A 22,042-nucleotide genomic window follows, 5' to 3' on the forward strand; every position below is an offset into this window, starting at 1 on the left:
AACACCGAGGCTTTCCATGGAAAACGCTCAGACTCCCACCCCCGCGCAAGCGTCCAACCCCAAACGCAAACGGCTGCTGCTGACGGCCGCCGGCGTCTTCGTGCTGTGCGCGATCGGCTATGGCGCCTACTGGGCGGTCGTGGCCCGTCATTTCGAAGACACCGATGACGCCTACGTGCAGGGCAATCTGGTGCAGATCACGCCGCAGATCGCGAGCACGGTGTCGGCCATCAATGCGGATGACACGGACTTTGTGAAGGCCGGACAGGTGCTGGTGCAACTGGACCGCGCCGATGCGCAGGTCGCGCTGGACCAGGCACAGGCCGCGCTGGCGCAGACGGTGCGCCAGGTGCGCACGCTGTACGCCAACAATGGCGCCCTGGGCGCGAACATCACGGTGCGCCAGGCCGACATCGACAAGACGCAATCCGACCTGGCTCGTGCCCAGGCCGACCTGAAGCGCCGCGAAGAACTGGCCGCCACCGGCGCCGTCAGCGGCGAAGAACTGCTGCACGCGCAGACCACCGTGGCCAACGCCAAGTCGGCCGTGGCCTCGGCCAAGGCGGCTCTGGTCGCGTCGCGCGAACAGCTCGCCACCAACACTGCACTCACCGACGGCACGTCGGTCGAACAGCATCCCAACGTGCTGGGCGCCGCCGCCAAGGTGCGCGAGGCCTACCTGAACCTGTCGCGCTCGTCCTTGCCGGCGCCGGTCAGCGGGTACGTGGCCAAGCGCAGCGTGCAGGTCGGCCAGCGCGTGGCCCCGGGCACGCCGCTCATGACCATCGTGCCGCTGGACCAGGTCTGGGTCGATGCCAACTTCAAGGAAGTGCAGCTGGGCAAGATGCGCATCGGCCAGCCGGTCAAGCTGACGGCCGACGTCTACGGGTCCAAGGTCGAATACCGCGGCACCGTGGCGGGCCTGGGCGCAGGCACGGGCGCGGCGTTTGCGCTGCTGCCTGCGCAGAACGCCACCGGCAACTGGATCAAGGTCGTGCAGCGCCTGCCCGTGCGCATCGCGCTCGATCCCAAAGAAGTCGAGGCGCACCCGCTGCGGGTGGGCCTGTCCATGCAGGCGGAAGTCGACATCACGTCGACCGACGGCAAGACGCTGTCCGAAGGCAGCCGTACCGCCACGGCATACAGCACCACCGCGCTGGACCACACCTCGGAAGATGCCGACAAGCTGGTGGCCGCGACCATCGCCGACAACCTGGGCAAGCGTCCGGGCGCTGCCGCCGCGTCGGCGCATGCGTCCGCCGCCGGCAAGACGGCAGACCGCAAGACGGCCGACCGCAGCCCGGCCACCGCGCAGCGTCAATCCACCACCGCCACCGCCGCCAATCGCCGTGCCGTCGGCACGCTGTAAGGCATTGCCGCAAACGGATTCCCCATGACAACGGCCTCTTCCACTGCTTCCTTCCCGCGCGACGGCGCCGCCCCCGGCGAGCGGCCGGCCTCAAAGCCGCCCGGGCCGCCCGGGCAGGCGGCTTATCCGCCGCTGGAAGGCATGCCCCGCGCGCTCGGCACGCTGGCGCTGTCGGCCGCGGTGTTCATGAACGTGCTCGACACTTCCATCGCCAACGTGTCGCTGCCCGCGATTTCGGGCAACCTGGGCGTCAGCACCAGCCAGGGCACGTGGGTCATCACGTCCTTTGCGGTGGCCAACGCCATTGCCCTGCCCCTGACGGGCTGGCTCACGCAGCGCTTCGGCACGGTCAAGCTGTTCGTCGGCTCGGTGCTGCTGTTCATCGTGGCATCGTGGCTGTGCGGCCTGGCCCCGAACCTGGAATCGCTGATCGCGTTCCGGGTGCTGCAGGGCCTGGTCGCCGGCCCGATGATCCCGCTGTCCCAGACGCTGATGCTGGGCAGCTATCCCAAGGAAAAATCCGGCATTGCGCTGGCCTTGTGGGCCATGACGACACTGGTGGCGCCGGTGGCCGGGCCCCTTCTGGGCGGCTGGATTTCCGACAACTTTTCCTGGCCATGGATCTTCTACATCAACATTCCGGTCGGCCTGCTGTCGGCGTGGGCGACGTGGATGATCTACCGCAAGCGCGAATCGCCCACCCGCAAGCTGCCCATCGACACCATCGGCCTGGCGCTGCTGGTGGTCTGGGTGGCTGCCTTCCAGATCATGCTCGACAAGGGCAAGGAACTGGACTGGTTCGAGAACACCACGGTCGTGGTCCTGGCGCTGGTGGCCTTCGTGGCTTTCGTGTTCTTCATCATCTGGGAACTGACCGACAGGCATCCGGTGGTGGACCTGCGCCTGTTCAAGGGCCGCAACTTCACGGTGGGCGCCGTGACCCTGTCGGTTGCGTATGGCGTGTTCTTCGGCAACGTGGTGCTGCTGCCGCTGTGGCTGCAGACGGTCATGGGCTACACAGCCACGGATGCCGGCATGGTGACGGCGCCGGTGGGCCTGCTCGCTATCGTGCTGACGCCCATCGTGGGCAAGATGCTGGCCAGGACCGACCCCCGACTGCTGGTCACCGCCGCCTTCATCGTGTTTGCGGTGGTGAGCTTCATGCGGGGCAATTTCACCCCGCAGGTCGACATGAATTCGCTGCTGATCCCGACGCTGATCCAGGGGGCCGGCATGGCCGCGTTCTTCGTGCCGCTGGTGTCGCTCACCATGGCCGGGCAGCCGCCGGACAAGATCGCCAGTGCATCGGGGCTGTCGAACTTTTGCCGGATCACGGCCGGTGCCTTCGGCACGTCGATCTCGACCACGCTGTGGGAAAACCGCACGTCCATGCATCACGCCCACCTGACCGAGAACATCACGTCAGGCAATGCCGCGGCGCAAAGCGCGCTGCAGGGCATGCAGGCCAACGGCATGTCGCCCCAGTCGGCGCTGGCATCGCTGAACAGCCTGATCAGCGCGCAATCGGCCACCATGGCCGTGACCGACATCTTCTATGCGTCCGGCATCATCTTCCTGATCCTGATCGCGATGGTGTGGTTCGCCCGGCCTGGCAAGCCCAGCGGCAAGCCGGCGGACGGGGGCGGCGCGCACTAAGGCTAGCCTTCCGACCGCTGTACAACAAAGCGCCGGTCCTGCTTCACACGGGACCGGCGCCTGGTTTTTGCGACAGCGAGCGAAGCTAGCTCCGGCTAACGCCGTTTCCGCCCGCCCAGCAATGACCCGAGCAGGCCGCGAGTGATCTCGCGCGCCACTTGCGATCCCACCGATCGCGCGGCGCTTTTGGCCACCGATTCCAGCATGCCCGGATGGCGGCCGCCGCGTGGGCCCGTACTGCCGAACAGCACGTCCCGCAAGCCGTCCATCATGCCGCCGGAAGCGGGTTCGTCGGCGACGCCGGGTTCACCGTGGCTGCCCGCCGTGGGCACGGGCATCGGTGACGCTGCCGACCCCGCGGATGCCGTTGACGCGCCCTTCCCCGCTCCCGCTGGCGCAGCCTCCACCCGCTGGGTCAATTTTTCATACGCCGACTCGCGATCCACCGCCGTCTCGTACACCCCCGCGACCACCGACGCGGCGCGCACCGCCTGCCGCTCCTGCGCGGTGGCCTGGCCGATCCGGCTGGCCGGCGGCACGATGTACACCCGCTCGGTCGGGCAGGGGCGGCCCTTCTCGTCCAGCACCGACACCAGGGCCTCGCCCACGCCCAGCTCGGTAATCGCCGCGCCGATGTCCAGCCCCGGATTCGGCCGCATCGTGTCGGCCGCCGACTTCACCGCTTTCTGATCACGCGGCGTGAACGCCCGCAAGGCATGCTGGATGCGGTTGCCCAGTTGCCCGAGCACCGTATCCGGAATGTCCAGCGGGTTCTGCGTAACGAAGTAGACGCCGACCGCCTTGGACCGGATCAGCCGGACCACCTGCTCGATCTTGTCGAGCAAGGCCTTGGGCGCGTCCTTGAACAGCAGGTGCGCCTCGTCGAAAAAGAACACGAAGCGTGGCTTGTCGGTGTCGCCCGCCTCGGGCAAATGTTCATACAGCTCCGACAGCAGCCACAGCAGGAAGGTGGCGTACAGGGTCGGCGACTGCATCAGCTTGTCGGCGGCCAGGATGTTGATGATGCCGCGGCCCTGCGCATCGGTCTGCATCAGGTCGTCGATATTGAGCATGGGCTCGCCAAAGAACTGGTCGCCGCCCTGGTCTTCCAGCGCCAGCAGGCCGCGCTGGATCGCCCCCACCGACGCCGCCGACACGTTGCCGTACTGCGTCTTGAATTGCGCCGCGTTGTCCCCTACGTACTGCAGCATGGCCCGCAGGTCCTTCATGTCCAGCAGCAGCATGCCGCTGTCGTCGGCCACGCGAAACACCATGGACAGCACGCCGGCCTGCGTGTCGTTCAGGTTCAGCATCCGGCCCAGCAGCAGCGGCCCCATGTCGGACACCGTCGCACGCACCGGATGGCCCTGCTGGCCGAACACATCCCACAAGGTCGCGGGGCTGGCGCGCCACACGGGCGTCTCCATGCCCAGCGACGTCAGCCGCTCCGTCAGCTTGGGAGACGCCGCGCCAGGCTGGGTCAGGCCGGTCAGGTCCCCTTTCACGTCAGCCAGAAAGACCGGAATGCCCTGGGCAGAAAACGCCTCGGCCAGCACCTGCAGGGTGACGGTCTTGCCCGTACCCGTTGCGCCCGTAATGCAGCCATGCCGGTTGGCCATGCCCGGAAGAAGGAAAACCTCGGTGCTGCCGTGTTTCGCGATCAGGATGGGGTCGGCCATGGAGACGGTCCTGTAGTAGGCCCCCCCTTGACGCTGCGCGTCTCCCCCAGGGACGGCACTGGCGGACCGGCAAAGCCGGATCCGCGGTGCCCCACGGAGGCGGGGGGAAGGGTCGCCGCATTATCCCTGATTGTGTCGTATCCGAACCATGTATTCGTCCCCCCTGGGCGCTTCGCGCCTCCCCCAGGGGCGGCACTGGTGGACTGGCGAAGCCAGATCCACGGTGCCCTTGCACGATACGAGTGTCGTATCCGAACCCAGATTCAGCTCTTTTACGTCGTGGCTGGCCGTACAAGCTAAAATGGTGGATTCCCCGACTTACAACAAGCGAATCCCATGGCCGGACATAGCAAATGGGCCAATATTCAGCACCGCAAAGGGCGCCAAGACGCCAAACGCGGCAAGCTGTGGACCAAAATCATCCGTGAAGTCACCGTCGCGGCGCGCGCCGGCGGCCCCGATCCCGATGCCAACCCCCGGCTGCGTCTTGCCTGGGACAAGGCCACCGCGACCAACATGCCCAAGGACACGATCCTGCGGGCGGTCACGCGCGGGGCGGGCGGCGCCGATGGCGCCGATTACGAAGAAATCCGCTACGAAGGCTACGGCATCAACGGCGCGGCGGTCATTGTCGACTGCATGACCGACAACCGCACCCGCACCGTGGCCGACGTGCGCCACGCGTTCGCCAAGAACGGCGGCAACCTCGGCACCGAAGGGTCCGTGGGATTCATGTTCAAGCATTGCGGACAGTTCCTGTTCGCCCCGGGCACCTCCGAAGACAAGGTCATGGAAGTCGCGCTCGAAGCCGGCGCCGAAGACGTCGTCACCGACGAGGAAGGCCTGATCGAAGTCATTACCTCGCCGCCCGACTACCCCGCCGTGCTCGCCGCCTTCGACAAGGCCGGCCTGAAGGCCGAAGTCGACGGCGTTGTCATGAAAGCCCTGAATGAAGCCGTCCTGACCGGCGAAGACGCCGAAAAAATGCAGAAATTGCTGGATGCCCTCGAATCCCTGGACGATGTCCAGGAGGTCTACACCACTGCTGTCATGGACGCGTAAGCCAAGATGAAACTTCTCGTTATCGGCTCCGGTGGCCGTGAACACGCCCTCGCCTGGCAACTGGCCAAGTCCGCCAAGGCACAAAAAGTGTTCGTCGCCCCGGGCAACGGCGGCACGGCGCTCAATCCCTATCTGCACAACGTCGACATCACCGACTCGGCGGCCCTGGCCGACTTCGTCGAGCAGGAAGGCATCGCGCTGACGGTCGTCGGCCCCGAAGCCCCCCTGGCGGCCGGCGTGGTCGACGTCTTCCGCTCGCGCGGGCTCAAGATCTTCGGCCCCACCAAGGCAGCTGCGCAGCTGGAAAGCTCCAAGGATTTTGCCAAGGCCTTCATGGTCCGGCATCACATTCCGACCGCCAAGTACCAGACCTTTACCGACCCCGCGCTCGCCCATGCCTATATCGACGCCGAAGGCGCGCCGATCGTGGTCAAGGCCGATGGCCTGGCGGCCGGCAAGGGCGTGGTGGTTGCCACCACGGTGCAGGAAGCGCACGACGCCATCGACAGCATGCTGGGTGACGGCAAGCTCGGCGCCGCCGGCGCCCGCGTGGTGATCGAAGAATTCCTGGAAGGCGAAGAAGCCAGCTTCATCGTGCTTTGTGATGGCCGCAACGTCCTGCCGCTGGCCACCAGCCAGGACCACAAGCGTCTGAAGGACAACGATGAAGGCCCGAACACCGGCGGCATGGGCGCGTATTCGCCGGCCCCCGTGGTCACGCCGGAACTGCATGGCCGCGTCATGCGCGAAGTCATCCTGCCGACCATCCAGGGCATGGCGAAAGACGGCATCCAGTTCACCGGTTTTCTGTACGCTGGCCTGATGATCAGCGCGCAGGGCCCCAAGGTGCTGGAATTCAACTGCCGGATGGGCGACCCCGAAACGCAGCCCATCATGATGCGCGTCAAGAGCGACCTGCTCGAAGTGTTCGAGCACGGCGTGGCCGGCACGCTCGACAAGGCCAACATCGACTGGGACCGCCGCACGGCGCTGGGCGTGGTCATGGCTGCGCACAACTATCCCGATACGCCGCGCAGTGGCGATTCCATCCACGGCCTGCCGCCCGAGCAGCCCGACGCCATGGTGTTCCATGCGGGCACGCGCCTTGAAAACGGCGTTGCCAAGACCAGCGGCGGCCGCGTGCTCTGTGTGACCGCGCTGGGCGACTCGGTCAAGCTTGCGCAGCAACGTGCGTACGACGTGATGCAGTCGATCCACTTTGACGGCATGCAGTGCCGCCGCGACATTGGCTGGCGCGCCATCGCCCGCCGCAACGCGCCGCCGGAAGCCTGACGACGGCATGAAGATCCACGCATGAAGATAGACACCCAGCGCACCTACGACTTTTTTACCGGGCTGCAGGGCCGGATCGTCGACGGCCTTGAAGCCATCGGCGGCCAGCCCTTCCGCACCGACACCTGGGTGCGGCCTGAAGGCGGCGGCGGCATCTCGCGCCTGATCGAAGGCGGCGACGTATTCGAACGCGGCGGCGTGCTGTTCAGCCACGTCATGGGGGCCACCCTGCCCCCGTCCGCCAGCGCGCACCGGCCGGAACTGGCCGGCCGCCCCTGGGAAGCCATGGGCGTGTCGCTGGTGTTGCACCCGCGCAATCCCATGGTCCCGACCGTGCACCTGAACGTGCGCGTCTTCATTGCCAAGGCTCCCAGGCCGGGCGAAGGCGCCGAGGCTGTCGACGGCGTGCTTGCCGATGACGTGTTCTGGTTCGGCGGCGGCATGGACCTGACGCCCTACTACCCGTTCGAAGAAGACGCCGTCCACTTCCACCAGACCTGCAAGGACGCGCTCGATCCGTCGGGCGCCGAACTGTATCCGCAGTTCAAGCAGTGGTGCGACACCTACTTCTACCTGAAGCACCGCAAGGAAGCCCGCGGCATCGGCGGCATCTTCTATGACGACTTCAACCAGCTGGGTTTCGAACACTCGTTCGCCATGACACGTTCGGTGGGCGACAGCTTCCTGCAAGCCTACCTGCCCATCGTCGAAAAGCGCGTCGCCCTGCCGTATGGCGAGCGTGAACGCGATTTCCAGTGCTACCGGCGCGGACGGTATGTCGAATTCAACCTGGTGTTCGACCGGGGCACGCTGTTCGGCCTGCAGTCGGGCGGCCGCACCGAATCCATCCTGATGTCCATGCCCCCCGTGGCGCACTGGCGTTACGACTGGACGCCGGAACCCGGGTCGGCCGAAGCGCGCATCTACGACTTCCTGCCCGCGCGGGAGTGGGTTTGACGCCAGTCCGCCCCGGAACACGGGTTGGGTTGCTGGGGGGCAGTTTCGACCCCATCCATCACGCTCATATCGCCCTTGCCGAATGCGCGCTGCGCACGCTCGGGGCCAGCACGGTCCAATTGATCCCGGCGGCGGCGCCCTGGCAACGGGCGCCCCTGACGGGCGACACCGCGCATCGCGCGGCCATGGTGTCGCTTGCCATCCACGGCCGGCCGGGCCTTGTGCTGAACCCCATTGAAATCGAGAGCGGCGGCCCCAGTTACACTGTCGATACGTTGCAGGCACTGGTCGACCTCGACCAGGCGCAGCAACGGCCCGCTGTCCAGTACGTGTGGATCCTTGGCGCCGACCAACTCGCCAACTTCTGCACTTGGCACCGCTGGCAGGACATCGTTGCGATCGCCGAACTGGCGGTGGCGGCGCGGCCGGGCAGCCAACCCCGGCCACCCGAACCCCTGCAGCGCGTCCTGGACACGCACAACCGCCCCCTGCACCACCTGCCTATGCCGGAGATGCCGGTGTCGGGTTCGGAAATCCGGCGGCGGCTCGCGCAGCGCGAGCCGGTCGATCACCTCGTTCCTCCCGAGGTACTCCGGTATATCAACTCTCACCACCTGTATCAGGCTTAAAGCATGGACATTACCCTCTTCGAACACGCGATCGTCGACGCCCTCGACGACGTCAAGGCCCAGCACGTCTCGGTCTATGACACCACCCGCCTGACCGGTCTGTTCGACCGCGTCATCATCGCCAGCGGCACTTCCAACCGCCACACGCGCGCACTGGCCAACAGCGTCCGCGAAAAAGCCAAGGAAATCGGCCAGGACGTTATCGCTACCGAAGGCGAAGACACCGGCGAATGGGTGCTGGTCGACCTGGGCGACATCGTCGTCCACCTCATGCAACCCGCCATCCGCGAGTACTACAACCTCGAGGAAATCTGGGGCGGCAAAAAGACGCAGCAAAAGACGTTTCTCTAACGCCTTTCCGGCATGAAGCTCATCATCGTGGCGGTGGGAACGCGGATGCCCGGCTGGGTGGACGACGCGTTCTCGGATTACGCCAAACGCATGCCGGCCGATTGCGCGATCGAACTGCGCGAGGTCAAGCCGGAAGCGCGCACCACCGGCAAGACGCCAGCACAGATGGAAGCGTTGGAAGCCAGGCGCATCGAAGCCGTTCTGCCCCAGGGGGGCCGATGGCTGGCCCTGGACGAACGCGGTCGCGACCTGACCACCATCGAGCTGTCCCGCCACTTCCAGACCTGGCGTGACGACGGGCGCGACGTCGGCCTGATCATCGGCGGGCCCGACGGCCTGGACGCGTCCTTGAAGGCGCGTTGCGACGGACTCATCCGATTGTCCAGCCTCACCCTGCCGCACGGCATGGTGCGCGTGCTGCTGGCCGAGCAGCTGTATCGCGCCTGGTCGATCCTGAACAATCATCCGTATCACCGCGCGTGATGCCGACCCACGTCATGGCGACCCTCTACCTTGCCTCCAAAAGCCCTCGCCGCCGCGAACTGCTGACCCAGCTCGGCATCGCGCACGAGGTGCTGGTTCCGCCGCCGTCCAACGGCCCCGACGAGCCGCAGCTGGACGGCGAATCCGCCGCCGACTACGTACGCCGCACAGCGCGCGACAAGGCGCAGCAAGGGGCTGCGTTGAGCGCCGAGCGCGGCCTGCCGGCCAAGCCGATCCTGGCCGCCGACACCACCGTGATCCTGGATGGCCAGGTGCTGGGCAAGCCTGTCGATCGCGACGATGCGATCCGTATCCTGTCCCTGCTGTCAGGGCGCCGGCACGAGGTCCACACGGCCGTTGCGCTGATTCACGACGGTCACCTGCACGAAGACGTCTCGATCACGCAGGTGCACTTTCGTGTTCTGACTGCTGACGACATCGCCCGCTATTGCGCTTCCGGCGAACCCTACGACAAGGCCGGCGCCTATGGCATCCAGGGCCTGGCAGGTGTCTTCGTTTCGCGTATCGACGGGAGCTTTACCGGCGTGATGGGCCTGCCGCTCTTCGAGACGGCGCGCCTGCTCGCCCACGCCGGCATCGCCCTGCCCTGAATTTACCGCCGGTCGCAATGACCGGCGTCCACCACGGCGCATCGAGGGATCATCTCGGGGTAAGCTGAGGCCAACCGCCCTTTCCGGGGCCACTCTGGCTTTCCCCCAATGACCGAAGACATCCTTATCAACATCTCGCCTTACGAGACCCGCGTCGCCGTCATCCAGCAAGGCGCAGTACAAGAGCTTCACATCGAACGCACGTCCCAGAAGGGCTACGTCGGCAACATCTATCTGGGCAAGGTCGCCCGCGTGCTGCCCGGCATGCAAAGCGCCTTCATCGACATCGGCCTGGGCCGCGCCGCCTTCCTGCACATTGCCGACATCCGCGAAAGCCGCCACGAACGCGCACACGGCGGGCACCCCACCACGCCCATCGAAAAGCTGCTGTTCGAAGGCCAGACCCTTATGGTTCAGGTCATCAAGGATCCCATCGGCACCAAAGGCGCGCGCCTGTCCACCCAGGTCAGCATTGCCGGCCGCATGCTCGTCTTCCTGCCCTACGATCCGCACATCGGCATCTCGCAGCGCATCGAATCCGAAGCCGAACGGGTTGCCCTGCGTGAGCGCGTGCAACGCCTGGTCTCCCCCGAAGACAAGGGCGGCTTCATCGTGCGCACGCAGGCCGAAGACGCCAGCGACGAAGAACTCGCCGCCGACATTGCCTACCTGCGCAAGATCTGGAGCATCATGCAGAAACAGGCCCGCGTCCAAGGCGCGCCGTCTCTGCTGCATGCGGACCTGGACCTGGCCCAGCGCGTCTTGCGGGATGTGGTCAATGCCGACACCGCCACGATCATGATCGACTCGCGTGAAAATTTTGCGCGGCTCACCGACTGGGCCCGCGAATTCACCCCATCGGTCATCGATCGCCTGGTCCACTACACCGGCGAGCGTCCCCTCTTTGACCTGTACCACGCGGACGATGAAATCGCCCGCGCGCTCTCGCGCCGCGTCGACCTCAAGTCCGGCGGCTACCTCATCATCGACCAGACCGAAGCGCTGACCACCATCGACGTCAACACCGGCGGCTTCGTGGGCGGCCGCAATTTCGACGACACCATCTTTCGCACCAACCTCGAAGCCGCCCAGGCCATCGCCCGCCAACTGCGCCTGCGCAACCTGGGCGGCATCGTCATCCTGGACTTCATCGACATGGAGAACGTGGATCACCGGGAAGCGGTGCTGAGCGAACTGCGCAAGGCCCTGTCGCGCGATCGCACCCGCATCACGCTGAATGGCTTCACGCAGCTTGGCTTGGTCGAGATGACCCGCAAGCGCACGCGCGAATCGCTCAGCCACGTGCTGTGCGAATCCTGCCCGACATGCGGGGGACGCGGCCACGTGAAGACGCCCAAGACGCTGTGCTATGAAATCCTGCGCGAGATCCTGCGCGAGGCGCGGCAATTCAATCCCAAGGAATTCCGGATCCTGGCTTCGCAGGCGGTGGTGGACATGTTCCTGGAAGAGGAAAGCCAGAACCTGGCAGCGCTGGGGGACTTTACGGGCAAGCCGATCACGCTGCAGGTGGAGGGGATTTATTCGCAGGAGCAGTACGACATCATCTTGATGTGAGAATCAGAGCGGATCAGAAGGCACCACCATATGCCCGGAAACCCGCATGGATACTGGGTCTTTGCCTCTTACCGTCTCATGTCGTATCGTGTCGCCTCATGCATTTTGGGTAGCTAAGCGGGTAGCTAGTGGGTAGCTAGATGGGTAGCTAGAAAATCTGGGATAGCGGCTGAATGACCGAGACGAAACGAAAGAACTCGCAGGGCGACCTGGATGACCTCCAGATCAAGAATTGGATTCGGGGCGGTAAAGCCTTGGCTCGGTCGGACGGCGGCGGCCTGACCTTCACGTTATCTGCGGCCGGCACAGCAACATGGGTTCTGCGCTACCGCGTGCCTGGTGGTCGGCGAGAGCTGACCATCGGCAACTACCCCGACATCTCTCTGGCTGAAGCGCGCAAGGCCGCGCGTGCAAAACGAGCTGCCATCGACGGCGGCGCCGATCCCGCTATGGAAAAACGCCGTGAGCGCTCCAAGGCGATCGCCGACTGGACTGTGCGCCAGCTGACTGACGACTATGAAGAAAAGGTGCTCGTCACCAAGTCCGGCAGCACTCAACGCAGCTACACGCGGCACCTGAAGCGGCTGCGGCACAAACTGGGGCCAATGCGGGTAAAAGAGGTTGAGCCTCAAGACGTCATCAGCGTCATCGAGAATGCGGGGCTCACGTGGACTGAGGCAAACATGCTGCGCGTCACAGCTGCCGTGCTTTTCAAGCATGCTGTTGGCAAGAAGATGATCGTTCGGTCCCCAGCGGCTGGCATCTCACTTGAGGCCATGCTCGGCAAGCGTCCCGACATTCGAAAGCGGCTGATGATGACGGCAGACGAACTGCACGTGATCCTGAACGCCGACATGTCCCGCCCCAATTTGCTCGCAGTCCGCATCCTATTTGCGACCGCACCTCGGGTCAGCGAGCTTTACACCGCCCGGTGGGAACACGTTGATCTGACGAACGCTTGCTGGCACATCCCCGCGTCAAAGACCGGTCCCGCCATGGACGTGCCTCTGGCGCCGATAGTGGTCGAGTGGTTTTGCGAGTTGCGCGAGTTGGCGATGGATTCTGAGCACGTGCTACCTGCACGGGCGTACGCCAGGAGGGATCGCCAGGGTGGCGACACCCACATCAACCAAAACACCATCGGCGGAGCGATCAACTGGTGGATCGAAACCAGCGCGCCAGCAGTGCGCCGGTTCACGCCTCACGATGCCCGGTCGACAGCGAAAAGTCATCTGCGCGCACTTGGGATCACGCGCGAGATTTCGGAGATGTGCCTGAACCACAAGCTGGCCGGCATCGAAGGCATCTACGACCGGTACAACTACTTTGAAGAGAGACGCGTAGCGTTAACGCGGCTTGCTGCCTTTCTTGTCGATTGCATGGACGGCCGGCCGCACAACGTCGTGCCTCTAAAACGCGCCAGCTGATTAAATCGGGGCTAAATTGGCCCGTCCAAAAACGGGCACGGGTAACTGGTTCGGACGACCAGTCTGCGTCGAACCAGCCTCAGCGTTTTTCAACAAGCCCCCATGCCGGTGCTAATCTGAAAGTATTCTTCCAGAAAGCATATAAGGGAACCTTATGACCGATACATTCGTCCGCTTAAATAAAAGTGGTCACTTTGAGTCGACTGATTGCCCCATCGAAGTTCGACGCGATGGTGACTGGCGCGAAGCACTTTTCAATGCTGGTTACCGAGAGGAACTGGTCTGCGAGCAGCCCGATGATGGCGAAGTGAAACTATGGATCCGGGACGAATTGCCCAGGTTTCTCGTCGATATTTGGGGCAGTGAAAATCAGATTGCTTGCGTGATTGCAGACGGCACAGTCCACCTACTCGAGACGCTCAGAGGCCTTGGCCCGATTATCGCGCTGGTTCAGGCCGCGCACGTGACATCGCAACGCATTGACGCCTCGACAGGCATGGCCAAAATGTTATCTGACATGGACAAATAGTGGAAGCTGGGCCCTCCTTTCTTCGTCGCCACTGAGCATGTTTACCGTCATTCAACGCACCCACCGCGCCGGCAAACCGGTCGATCCCGCCATGCTCGAACGGCCGATGGCGGGCACGATTGTGCGTCAGGCGAGGTACGACGCCCAAGCCCGGCGCCAGCAGGTGTTCATGGAATTCACCCCGCTGCCGGACCCGAGCAAGGTGCTCTTCCAGGAGAAGCCCGGGGAATTGCTCGACCCGGTCCCCCTCGCCTTCGACAGCGTCCGCGGAATGATGATGACCGGTTTCGAGGTGATCAATGGCGGCCGGCATTACCAAGGCTGGTGGATCCGCTGGTATCCCGAGATGCCGCAGTGGTACGCCGACTTGATGACGCCGATGTGAGATGTTGCTTCTCCCACATAGACGAAAGACGAGCTCACAATGTTCGACAGGTGCTTAAGCGTTCACTCGCGTGAGCGTCCTGCGCCTTTGCTTAGATCAAGCAATAAGTGGCATCCCAATCATGTACGGCGGTAGCCCGTCAGGCCTGAATTGAACTAGTCGAGGCAAGTTGGCAACAACGTTGGCATCGGTTTGATTCTGAGCAAACCAATGTCGGCCAGCATTGACGACGTCAGTGCAGAACCTGATTGCATCAAGGTTTAGGCAGTCATTGATGATGATTCTGTGGAAGGTGTTGTTCTGAGCGTTCGGAACAGTGAAAAGGACACGCGCATATTGACCACGCCCTCCGCCAAAGCGCCCTTGATGTACAACCCCACATCGCAGCGAATAGCAATCCACAGCCGTCAGGCTCTCATACTGTGCCGCTAAATTCTCGTCGTACCATTGCCTGAACTTGGCCCCCGTGGCGACTCCGTCGTTTGAGCCGAGCGCCCCGCAGATGTCGGGAACCAGCAGCGCGGTGGTTATCGCAGAAAAATAGTTGTTAGAACGGAGGGTATTTTCTATCTCTGCAAAAATCATGTCCATGCTTAATCGCCTTTGGTTTGCGGACTATAAGCATTGCAGACTTCTGAGCAAAGATATACGGCAACGGCATCGGATATCGTCGGAACACAACGCCGGTCAGTGTTTCAGTGACTCGTACTGCCGCTCGCAGGTAAGCCCGGCGTCCCTACTTCGATCAAGCGCTGACGCCAGGATTCCCGCCGTGTCGTCAGATTCGCTGAACATGATGGCAAGCAGATCGAGGGAGTCTGCAGCTGGCGGGCCTCCGGCGCCAGCGGCGGGATCCGCGCCGGCGCTACGGTGACTGGCGGTGAAGGCGGCAAGCTGCCCGCGCAGGCGGTCACGCTCGCCAGCAGCGCGCACAGCATCAGCTTGGATAACGGCAATACGGTCTCGTGCTTCATTCTGGATCGTGTCCTTTTCGTCCTGCCTGCGTTCGCCCTCTTCCCGCTGGGCCGTCTCCGCCCGATAGGCGCGGTCCGAGTAGTCCTGCATGCCCTTGGCGTTGGTGGCAACCAGCGCGCTGTATTTCACCCCTTGCCGCCAAGCCTCGACCTTGTGTCCAGCAAAGGTGCCTGCCAACAGGCACACCCCGCATGCCGCGGCCAAACCCTTCCATCCAAACAGTGCCTTTACGAGGTCCATACGACACCCAGCGCCTTTTGAGCGTCGGCCAACAGCCGCTGCCGATCGGCAAGGCCATTCAACCCGCCGTTGATCCGCCGCGTGATGGTAATGAACTCGTTTTGATCAGCGAGCGCGTTGAGCTTGCGCGAGTCCCAAAACCATCCGGCCGACAGTGCCGCCCACGGCGCCTGCTCAAGTGCCACCGGGTCGGCAGCAAAGTCAGGCACGTTCGCCATGATCTTGCGCAGCTCGTCGCGCACCTGGCCGTAATTCGATCGTCCCGTCATCTGAATTAGCCCGCGGCCCATGTACCGTTTGCCGTCGCCTGGCTGCGTGTTGCCGAGATCCTTGCGACCCTCATAGCGCACCTGCGCCGGCGTCGGGCCCCAGATCTCCCGGACGTAGCGCAGCCCGCCCGACTCGTGGCCCAACTGAGCGACAAACGGTGCGACCCGCGGCGGTGTGTCGATCCCAAACAGCGTGCATGTATCGCGCAATGGTTGCAGCCAAGCGGCCGCACGCTCGGCGTTGCACCCAGTGCCAGCCCGCAATACTTCGAGGGTGATCAGGTCAGACATTTTCATTGCTGTATCTCCGCGTGTGTTTTGCGGCGATCGCCAGCACGTAGCCGGCGAGTGCCACGGATAGAGCGGTTCCGCCGTCGGATGCCCAGCCAGCAGAGACGACGCGCCAAGCAGTGCCGAATGCGGTGATCGATATGGCGCTCAGGCCGATGCGTTCCGAGAGCGTGTCGTTGATCTGCGGCGCGAAGATGGCCAACCCGGCGCCGACGGCGACGATCAGCCAGCAGATGAACGCGAGCACCGCCTTCACGGTGATGATGATGGTGTCGTCCATGTCACGTCCCTCCCGTGCGACCGCGGATGCGGTCAATGACTGCCTGCCACATCAGCGCGATCGGAACGGCCTGCACGCCCTCCCACGCTCGACTTACGATTGCCATCCCGAATACTCCAAGCAGGAATCCAGTCAGGCCCTCCGGCATCCCGGTGAGGTGGGCGACGTGCGGCGCAGCGTAATAGCTCACCAGCGAACCGCTGGCTGCCATGCTGATGCGCGCCAGCAGCGAGCCTTGCAGGTAGCGCATGCTGACGAGAGCGCCAGCTACGCCCGCCAGCTTCACCGCCAGGCCGTCTATGTTGAATTCCGTCATTGATTCCTGCCGACAAGAAAAAGCCCGCGCACGGCGGGCTGGTGGTCGAATAAAACGCGTTGTCACGGTGCGGCCAGGCTCTGGCGCGGCACCTGGATTGGAGAGTTCAGTAGCCCTGCGTTGGCTGCGGTCATCATCGACCAGTCGCGCACCTGCGGGTCGCCCGTGCCGTTGCCGACGACTGCGGCATCAGTCACGACGAACTGCCCGCGGCCGAAGTCGCCTTCGATGGCCCACCCGCTGTAGCCGTCGGCGAAGCTGCCGAACGTCACCGTGACCGGCACGTCGCCGTTGTTCATGTAGCCCCACTTCGCCACGTACGGGTCGCGGCTGGCGACTATGCGGTAAACACTCAGGTTCACCACCCCGCCCTTGCACGTGCCGAACAGCCGGAACGCATAGTCGAGCCAGTCTTGCCAGACGGCCGTCTTGACCAAGATGGCGGTGGCGCCATCGCTGGCGATCGATGCCGGGTACAGCGATGCCTTGCCGTTGCCCTCGCCCTGAGTGTCGCGAATGACACCTGGCGTGCTGCCAGCGGCGATCTTCATCCGCTGCACCAGGCCGCCGCTGGCATCCAATGTGGCAACGCCATTGGCCGCGCCCTTCATCGACTCACGTAACGCGATGTCATCGGCAAAGTGCTGCTGGATCAGCTCGTTGACCTGGTCGTCCGTGATGGGCGGGTTCTCTGCCAGGTATGCAGCGACGGCCGCCGCGATCTGCATGCCAGTCGGGCCGGGTGCAGGGTTGAGCGTCATGTAGGCCTCGACCTGCGCGCGCACCTGTTCGTTCGTCGCGTCCTTCCCTGGGTCGCCGTTCTTGATCGGGTGCGCCTGCAGGTAGGCCTGCACTGCGCCCGCGATCTGCTCCGGCGTAGCGTTGTCGCCAGCCTTGGGCGGACTGGCAAGGAGCGCAGCTGTCACCGCGGCAGCGATCTGCTCGGTTGTCGGGCCCGGCGCTGGGTGCTCCGCCATGTAAGCGTCAACCTCAGCCCGGATCTGCTCAGGTGTCGGCCCCACGCCCGGCCCTGAGGCCGCCGGCGTGGTCGTCGTCACCTTGATGACGCTCCGAGCCGCGGCGCGCGCGGTCACCACCGGCGCCAGCTCCCTGATCGTTACCTTCATCGTGTGACCTCTGCCAGCACTTGGTAGCTGCCGCCGATGATCTTCGTCACGACGCCTGTCGAGAGCTTGACCTCAAGGTCGTACACCCCCGATCTGACCGGCAGTGCGGCGGTTACCTCGGCGGACAGGGACAAGATGATCTTCCCGGCCTGCTCGATTTTGATGCGCTCGTTCTCCGTGCTGAGCTCGGCCACGAGCACAGCGCTGCTCGGGAACGGGCGCAGCTGCATCTTTGCGGTCGCGCCAGTGAGATCAACCGGCTGATCCTGCTCGTCCTGCAGCAAGATTTCGAGCGCCCAGGTGTCGCCCTGTTGAATGCGCAGAAGGCGTTCTTCCATCGTCAATCCAAAGAAAAGGCCCGCGCGCGGCGGGCCGTGTTGTTGCTTATGGTCAGTCGCCGCCGCCGGTATCCGGGGGCGCCTGATACTGCACCGTCGTCGTCGGCGAAGAGTTGCCCCATAGATCCACGCAGCGAAGCGAAAACACCACGTCCCCATTCGTTCCCAGCGGCAACGGCACGTCCACATACGGCTCGCCGTTTGGCAGCCCGCTCCAGTTAAAGCCAGGGAAGTCGCCCACGGACGGCGCCGTGATGTAGTGCCGCGCCGCGTCGCTGGCCGTGGACCAGACCAGGCGCAGCGCCAAGCCAGACTGCGCCTGGACGACCGTGCCCCCCGGTGCCGCCGGCGCGCTGTTGGTGACGGTGATCGATGCCTCGGCAGACGGCCCGGCCACGTTCACCTCGAGTACGGTGAAGGTCACCTCGGGGCTGACCGCACTGCTTGCGACGGCGTCGTCATACGTCCACTCGATCACGAAGTTGGTCGTGTTGAACTCGCGCCGCATGACGCCGCCAGTCCACACGCGGATGGTCCGAAAGTCGCCGCGTGCGTTGCTGATGTTGACCCGCACCGCCTTGCCAGCCCACGCCTCCTGCAGGGTAAGCGTTGGCGCCGGCGGCGGCATCGTCATTTCGCTGATGACGCCAGTCCAGTAGGCCCACGGCCCAGGCATGGCGCCGATCGCGCGCGCTCGGACGTGCCAGGTACCCACGCTGAGCGTGGTGCTGATGCTCGGCGTGGTGGCTGAGCCGAGCAGCGCCCAGGTCAGGTTGTCCGAGCTTGCTTCGAACTCATATCGCTCTGCACCGCGGGCGGCCGTGGCCGTCACCGTCTGCTGCCCGTTGACCGACCCCCCCACCACGGACACCGATGCCACCACCGGAGCCGCCGTCACGCCCGGCAGCAGCGAAGCCGGTGCCGGTGGCGGAGCCGATCCGCCCTGTTCCGCCTCATGCACCGAAGGCGCGTAATTCGTCAGGCGCAGCTTTACCTTGCCGTCCTCGTCCGGCTCGGCTGCGAGCATCACGCAGTCCAGGCCGCGGCGCTCGCCGGGCCCGAACACGTAAATGGTAGGCTCCGACCGCCGCCCATCCGAAACGTACATCGCACGCCGCACCCCTTCGGCCGCAACAACCACGCACGAGAACTCGTCGGGTCCGGGCGTGACCAGGTACGGACCGTCTGCCGATCCATTGCGCCGGCGCAGCGCCAAGTAGTGCGATTCAGCGCCGAACCACTGCAAGGGCTCGCTTGTGCGCAGCAGGCCGCTCACCGGATCGAACTGCTCGACTTGGCCGGATAGGCCCCACTGAGGGACGTCGTGACTCACCGCTACGAACCCGCCGTATCGCGGGATGTTGCCTTCCATCTCGGTCGCGAAACTGACCGCACGGCGCTGGTCACGATTGGCCGCGGCCATCGAGATGCCTTCACGCCATGCCTGATCGCGGTTGGTGATACCCCAGAACTGCACGTTGGCCGCCTTGTTGGCCGTGCCGCCCTGCAAGATGCACGGCACCTGCGCCGGCTTCCAGGTCTGCGGGTCGGTGTACTCGACCACCACGTGATCGGCCGCGTCCACATCCGGAAAGGCATAGTCGATGGCGAACGATCGGGCCGCCATGTTGTGCGGCGTGAAGACGGCCTCGCGAATGGTTTTCGGCTCGGTCCGCACCACATCGATCACGCCGGCGTAATACATCGGCACCGCGCGGCCCACGCGAGCGATTTGCGTTACCGCGTCCCACAGGGTGGACGTAGTGTCGAACACGCCGTCGCAGTAATCGCCACGGGCTGCCCATACACCTGCCAGGCGCAGCAACTCGTCGAGGTTGATGCGCTTATCCGGCAGGCCGCGACCGTACGTCGTGTTGCGGAACGCGTCCGCAATCGCCCAGGCTGGGTTTCGGGTGGCTACAGGCTCCGACCAGGTCGCGCCGTCCCACACTGGCAGCTTGCGCGTGCCGAGCACGTTCACCCGGCGCGCGGTGTTGCCGTTCAGGTTGTTGGTCGCCTTGATGACCATTGCCAGCAAGGTGACATCGCCGTAATAGCTCTGGCTTGGCAGGTAGGCACGCATGCCGGCCCAATACAGCGTATTGCTGGCGCGCGAGTCCAGCGCCTTGTCGCCCACGCGGCGCACGCGCACCTGGTACCGGCCTGGCGGTACCGGATAGCGGCGCGAGATGACCTGTGCCTTGTCAGTGGCCATGGTCAGCGTCTCGCCGCCGATGGCCAGCCAATCGCCCGCGCCGGCACCAGTACCGTCGACCCGCTGCGCCTGGACTTCAAACGTCATCGACAGCGCATCCAGCCCGCCGCTGTCGTTGGCGTAGAACAGGCCCTGGTAGCTGAAGTCGATCGCGATCCAGTTCGCCTCGGTGTTGGCGGGGTTCACCACATACGGGCCTTTCCAGCCGTCGCCGACGTTCGCCTCATTGGCCGCCAGCAGTTCTAGGTTCTGCACGGCGTCGCTCGTCACGACGTTGTCAGGGAACAGCGTCACGGCGCCACCGGGCTTGATGACCTCGTACTGCACCTCTCCGAACGAGGTGATGTCGGTGTCCTCGATCCGGATCTTGTCGATCTCGATCTCGCCCTGCGTCAGGCAGAACAGCTGATACAGGTACTGCTCGTTGCCGATGTTCTCGACATACGGTTGGGCAGCAAAGTCCGGGTACAGCCGAAACCGGCCATACAGCACTGGGATGGCCTCCAGCAGCCGGGCGGCATTGCCCTGCGCGCCCACTGTGTACGTCGGGCTTGCAGCCTCCCGCGCCGTCGCCGATGCCGCCTTTGGCGGGGGTAAAAGCGCGTTGATCAGAAGCGAGCCCGCCAGCATCACACCCGCGCTCAGCAGCGCGCCGGCGGTGGATGCAACCACCGCGCCATTTGCGAGCGTCATGGTCAGCCCAGCCAGATACGGGGCGTAGATCGACGCGGCGATCAGCGCCACCTGCAAGACGACCTGCAGCGGGTTCGATCCACCACCGCCCTGGGGCAGCAGCATCACCGCACACACATCGTCTGCCGCGATCGCCCGGCCCCAGTCCTTTTGCATCAGTGGCGCGTCGTTGACCACCACGATGAACGGGTGCCGCCGCTGCATCTTGCGGCCGCGCCCGGCAATGAGTCCGCGCCCGCGCAGCAGCGTATCTACCCGCGTGCGGCGGCAGACTTGAACGACCTCGCGCCCGACCTGCGGGCGGAACGGGTCACGGCAAACGATCAGATGGGCCATTGTGGAACCGGTAGTATTGAAGTCGAGAAAAGCCCAGGAGGCGCAGGCCCGCGCGCGGCGTCCAGATGACACCGCGGCCCTGCATCGCATGCAGCACGCCGCCACCGTCGATATCCAGCCAGACGCCCACGTGCGGATCGTCTCCGCCCCGCAGCAGCACACCAGCGCCATGGAACGGCGCTGGCACCACTTCCCAGTCGCGGGCATGCATGTGCGCCGCGTACGCCTGGCGCGCAGCATCGCCCAGCGATAGGTCGGGCAATGCGACGCCGAAGTGATCGCGCTGGACGACCTGCAGCAGGCCCCAGCAGTTGAATGCGTCCGGCCCAACCGCGCCCGCACGCCACGGCAGCCCGATGTAGCCGTTGACCGCCGCCGGCGTCATCGCACCAGCCCCGGAAAGTCGTCAGGCGTGTACCTGCGCCGAGGAAACGGCCAGTTGTGCACGTCGCTAAGCGTCGCGGTGCCCGTCACCTGAAAGACGTCGGCGTGCACGTTGGTGAGCGTCATCGTGTAAGGCGGGTCCATCTGTGGCGCTGACAGGTCGCTTGCCAGGTATGGCCGATAGGTCACCTCGATACGCGCCGTCTGCGCGATCGCCTGCTCCAGGTGGGACGTCACCTCGCGGCTTGCGTTGTCCAGCGAGATGCGCATGCTGGGCACCGATCCGGCCTCAAAGCCGGGCAGCGAGAACCGGAACGCGCCGGGTATGAACTTCACCACCTTGCCCGCGTCCATTGGCGCATCGTCTTCGAGCCGTGCTTCGATTTCCTCGTACCCGATGACGACTCGAATCGCAGTTGGCTTGCCGTCGTCGTCGATGAAAGCCGGGTGCCGGATCTCGATCGTGTCGAAGATCACGGCATCCGCCGGCGCCGAAGCATAAGCCTCGGCCAGGGCTTCACTTAGTCCGCTTTTTGCTGCGGCCATGCACCCTCCAGGCGAAAAAAAACCCG

Annotated in this window: 23 protein-coding genes and 1 pseudogene; 13 read left to right on the forward strand and 11 right to left on the reverse strand. The window is 64.6% G+C overall.

Annotated elements, in window-relative coordinates:
• Positions 1-16 precede the first annotated feature (16 nt).
• A complete protein-coding gene (locus IE116_RS08065) occupies positions 17-1,369 on the forward strand; it encodes an HlyD family secretion protein (protein ID WP_189611375.1) in 1,353 nt (450 codons plus the stop codon).
• Between the two features lie 24 nt (positions 1,370-1,393).
• A complete protein-coding gene (locus IE116_RS08070) occupies positions 1,394-3,025 on the forward strand; it encodes a DHA2 family efflux MFS transporter permease subunit (RefSeq protein ID WP_189611378.1) in 1,632 nt (543 codons plus the stop codon).
• 95 nt (positions 3,026-3,120) lie between these two features.
• Here IE116_RS08070 and IE116_RS08075 read toward each other — a convergent pair whose 3' ends face one another.
• Positions 3,121-4,704 (reverse strand): helicase HerA-like C-terminal domain-containing protein, encoded by a 1,584-nt coding sequence (locus tag IE116_RS08075; protein WP_189611380.1) that lies wholly within the window; start codon positions 4,702-4,704, stop codon positions 3,121-3,123.
• Positions 4,705-5,040: 336 nt separating this feature from the next.
• Between IE116_RS08075 and IE116_RS08080 the strand changes: the two genes are divergently transcribed.
• The 11 genes and pseudogenes from IE116_RS08080 to IE116_RS25850 all read left to right on the forward strand — a co-directional run bounded on the left by IE116_RS08080 (position 5,041) and on the right by IE116_RS25850 (position 14,006).
• Positions 5,041-5,766 (forward strand): YebC/PmpR family DNA-binding transcriptional regulator, encoded by a 726-nt coding sequence (locus tag IE116_RS08080; RefSeq protein ID WP_189611383.1) that lies wholly within the window; start codon positions 5,041-5,043, stop codon positions 5,764-5,766.
• 6 nt (positions 5,767-5,772) lie between these two features.
• Positions 5,773-7,059, forward strand: a complete 1,287-nt coding sequence (gene purD / locus IE116_RS08085; RefSeq protein WP_189611385.1) for a phosphoribosylamine--glycine ligase — start codon at positions 5,773-5,775, stop codon at positions 7,057-7,059.
• A gap of 21 nt (positions 7,060-7,080) precedes the next feature.
• Positions 7,081-8,016 (forward strand): oxygen-dependent coproporphyrinogen oxidase, encoded by a 936-nt coding sequence (gene hemF, locus IE116_RS08090; protein ID WP_189611388.1) that lies wholly within the window; start codon positions 7,081-7,083, stop codon positions 8,014-8,016.
• Positions 8,013-8,645, forward strand: coding sequence for a nicotinate (nicotinamide) nucleotide adenylyltransferase (nadD, locus tag IE116_RS08095; protein WP_189611390.1), 633 nt, complete (start codon positions 8,013-8,015; stop codon positions 8,643-8,645). Before hemF ends, nadD begins: the two co-directional genes overlap by 4 nt.
• A 3-nt stretch (positions 8,646-8,648) precedes the next feature.
• Positions 8,649-8,984, forward strand: a pseudogene (rsfS, locus tag IE116_RS08100) (ribosome silencing factor); the annotation flags it as partial.
• A gap of 24 nt (positions 8,985-9,008) precedes the next feature.
• On the forward strand, positions 9,009-9,479 hold the full coding sequence (gene rlmH / locus IE116_RS08105) for a 23S rRNA (pseudouridine(1915)-N(3))-methyltransferase RlmH (RefSeq protein ID WP_189611394.1): 471 nt from the start codon (positions 9,009-9,011) through the stop codon (positions 9,477-9,479).
• Between the two features lie 14 nt (positions 9,480-9,493).
• The gene (locus tag IE116_RS08110) at positions 9,494-10,090 is read left to right on the forward strand and encodes a Maf family protein (protein WP_189611396.1); all 597 of its coding nucleotides are present in this window, start codon (positions 9,494-9,496) and stop codon (positions 10,088-10,090) included.
• Between the two features lie 108 nt (positions 10,091-10,198).
• Positions 10,199-11,665 (forward strand): ribonuclease G, encoded by a 1,467-nt coding sequence (rng, locus tag IE116_RS08115; RefSeq protein ID WP_189611398.1) that lies wholly within the window; start codon positions 10,199-10,201, stop codon positions 11,663-11,665.
• A gap of 173 nt (positions 11,666-11,838) precedes the next feature.
• Complete coding sequence (locus IE116_RS08120; protein ID WP_189611400.1) at positions 11,839-13,092, forward strand: tyrosine-type recombinase/integrase; 1,254 nt, start codon at positions 11,839-11,841, stop codon at positions 13,090-13,092.
• Between the two features lie 154 nt (positions 13,093-13,246).
• Positions 13,247-13,621, forward strand: a complete 375-nt coding sequence (locus tag IE116_RS08125) for a hypothetical protein (protein WP_189611402.1) — start codon at positions 13,247-13,249, stop codon at positions 13,619-13,621.
• Between the two features lie 37 nt (positions 13,622-13,658).
• On the forward strand, positions 13,659-14,006 hold the full coding sequence (locus IE116_RS25850) for a hypothetical protein (protein ID WP_229828055.1): 348 nt from the start codon (positions 13,659-13,661) through the stop codon (positions 14,004-14,006).
• A gap of 96 nt (positions 14,007-14,102) precedes the next feature.
• Here the strand turns inward: IE116_RS25850 and IE116_RS08135 are convergent, their stop codons facing one another.
• From IE116_RS08135 to IE116_RS08180, 10 genes are all read right to left on the reverse strand, one after another.
• Positions 14,103-14,597 carry a hypothetical protein gene (locus IE116_RS08135; protein WP_189611404.1) on the reverse strand — a complete coding sequence of 165 codons (495 nt, stop codon included), beginning with the start codon at positions 14,595-14,597 and terminating at the stop codon, positions 14,103-14,105.
• Between the two features lie 96 nt (positions 14,598-14,693).
• Positions 14,694-15,221, reverse strand: coding sequence for a DUF2514 family protein (locus tag IE116_RS08140; protein ID WP_189611406.1), 528 nt, complete (start codon positions 15,219-15,221; stop codon positions 14,694-14,696).
• A complete protein-coding gene (locus IE116_RS08145; protein ID WP_189611408.1) occupies positions 15,209-15,787 on the reverse strand; it encodes a glycoside hydrolase family 19 protein in 579 nt (192 codons plus the stop codon). Before IE116_RS08145 ends, IE116_RS08140 begins: the two co-directional genes overlap by 13 nt.
• Complete coding sequence (locus IE116_RS08150; protein ID WP_189611410.1) at positions 15,774-16,061, reverse strand: hypothetical protein; 288 nt, start codon at positions 16,059-16,061, stop codon at positions 15,774-15,776. The genes IE116_RS08145 and IE116_RS08150 overlap by 14 nt, the downstream gene beginning before the upstream one ends.
• 1 nt (position 16,062) lies before the next feature.
• Entirely contained in the window at positions 16,063-16,377 is a 315-nt protein-coding gene (locus IE116_RS08155; RefSeq protein ID WP_189611412.1) for a hypothetical protein, read from the reverse strand.
• 62 nt (positions 16,378-16,439) lie between these two features.
• Complete coding sequence (locus IE116_RS08160; RefSeq protein ID WP_189611414.1) at positions 16,440-17,504, reverse strand: hypothetical protein; 1,065 nt, start codon at positions 17,502-17,504, stop codon at positions 16,440-16,442.
• The gene (locus IE116_RS08165; RefSeq protein ID WP_189611415.1) at positions 17,501-17,842 is read right to left on the reverse strand and encodes a hypothetical protein; all 342 of its coding nucleotides are present in this window, start codon (positions 17,840-17,842) and stop codon (positions 17,501-17,503) included. Before IE116_RS08165 ends, IE116_RS08160 begins: the two co-directional genes overlap by 4 nt.
• Before the next feature lie 52 nt (positions 17,843-17,894).
• A complete protein-coding gene (locus tag IE116_RS26060; RefSeq protein WP_189611417.1) occupies positions 17,895-21,086 on the reverse strand; it encodes a host specificity factor TipJ family phage tail protein in 3,192 nt (1,063 codons plus the stop codon).
• The gene (locus IE116_RS08175; protein ID WP_189611419.1) at positions 21,061-21,471 is read right to left on the reverse strand and encodes an NlpC/P60 family protein; all 411 of its coding nucleotides are present in this window, start codon (positions 21,469-21,471) and stop codon (positions 21,061-21,063) included. Before IE116_RS08175 ends, IE116_RS26060 begins: the two co-directional genes overlap by 26 nt.
• Positions 21,468-22,016 carry a DUF1833 family protein gene (locus IE116_RS08180; protein ID WP_189611423.1) on the reverse strand — a complete coding sequence of 183 codons (549 nt, stop codon included), beginning with the start codon at positions 22,014-22,016 and terminating at the stop codon, positions 21,468-21,470. The genes IE116_RS08175 and IE116_RS08180 overlap by 4 nt, the downstream gene beginning before the upstream one ends.
• Positions 22,017-22,042: the final 26 nt, after the last annotated feature.

The organism is Pigmentiphaga litoralis (assembly GCF_014651835.1).
Taxonomy (GTDB): Bacteria; Pseudomonadota; Gammaproteobacteria; order Burkholderiales; family Burkholderiaceae_B; genus Pigmentiphaga; species Pigmentiphaga litoralis.

Coding starts and splice junctions, on each gene's coding strand:
- IE116_RS08110 (WP_189611396.1), top strand. CDS start 9,494: ATGGCGACCCTCTACCTTGCCTCCAAAAGCCCTCGCCGCCGCGAACTG.
- IE116_RS08135 (WP_189611404.1), bottom strand. CDS start 14,597: ATGGACATGATTTTTGCAGAGATAGAAAATACCCTCCGTTCTAACAAC.
- hemF (WP_189611388.1), top strand. CDS start 7,081: ATGAAGATAGACACCCAGCGCACCTACGACTTTTTTACCGGGCTGCAG.
- IE116_RS08165 (WP_189611415.1), bottom strand. CDS start 17,842: ATGGAAGAACGCCTTCTGCGCATTCAACAGGGCGACACCTGGGCGCTC.
- IE116_RS08080 (WP_189611383.1), top strand. CDS start 5,041: ATGGCCGGACATAGCAAATGGGCCAATATTCAGCACCGCAAAGGGCGC.
- IE116_RS08160 (WP_189611414.1), bottom strand. CDS start 17,504: ATGAAGGTAACGATCAGGGAGCTGGCGCCGGTGGTGACCGCGCGCGCC.
- rng (WP_189611398.1), top strand. CDS start 10,199: ATGACCGAAGACATCCTTATCAACATCTCGCCTTACGAGACCCGCGTC.
- IE116_RS26060 (WP_189611417.1), bottom strand. CDS start 21,086: ATGGCCCATCTGATCGTTTGCCGTGACCCGTTCCGCCCGCAGGTCGGG.
- IE116_RS08175 (WP_189611419.1), bottom strand. CDS start 21,471: ATGACGCCGGCGGCGGTCAACGGCTACATCGGGCTGCCGTGGCGTGCG.
- IE116_RS08075 (WP_189611380.1), bottom strand. CDS start 4,704: ATGGCCGACCCCATCCTGATCGCGAAACACGGCAGCACCGAGGTTTTC.
- IE116_RS08125 (WP_189611402.1), top strand. CDS start 13,247: ATGACCGATACATTCGTCCGCTTAAATAAAAGTGGTCACTTTGAGTCG.
- IE116_RS08180 (WP_189611423.1), bottom strand. CDS start 22,016: ATGGCCGCAGCAAAAAGCGGACTAAGTGAAGCCCTGGCCGAGGCTTAT.
- IE116_RS08120 (WP_189611400.1), top strand. CDS start 11,839: ATGACCGAGACGAAACGAAAGAACTCGCAGGGCGACCTGGATGACCTC.
- rlmH (WP_189611394.1), top strand. CDS start 9,009: ATGAAGCTCATCATCGTGGCGGTGGGAACGCGGATGCCCGGCTGGGTG.
- IE116_RS08150 (WP_189611410.1), bottom strand. CDS start 16,061: ATGGACGACACCATCATCATCACCGTGAAGGCGGTGCTCGCGTTCATC.
- IE116_RS08140 (WP_189611406.1), bottom strand. CDS start 15,221: ATGGACCTCGTAAAGGCACTGTTTGGATGGAAGGGTTTGGCCGCGGCA.
- IE116_RS25850 (WP_229828055.1), top strand. CDS start 13,659: ATGTTTACCGTCATTCAACGCACCCACCGCGCCGGCAAACCGGTCGAT.
- IE116_RS08155 (WP_189611412.1), bottom strand. CDS start 16,377: ATGACGGAATTCAACATAGACGGCCTGGCGGTGAAGCTGGCGGGCGTA.
- purD (WP_189611385.1), top strand. CDS start 5,773: ATGAAACTTCTCGTTATCGGCTCCGGTGGCCGTGAACACGCCCTCGCC.
- IE116_RS08145 (WP_189611408.1), bottom strand. CDS start 15,787: ATGAAAATGTCTGACCTGATCACCCTCGAAGTATTGCGGGCTGGCACT.
- IE116_RS08070 (WP_189611378.1), top strand. CDS start 1,394: ATGACAACGGCCTCTTCCACTGCTTCCTTCCCGCGCGACGGCGCCGCC.
- IE116_RS08065 (WP_189611375.1), top strand. CDS start 17: ATGGAAAACGCTCAGACTCCCACCCCCGCGCAAGCGTCCAACCCCAAA.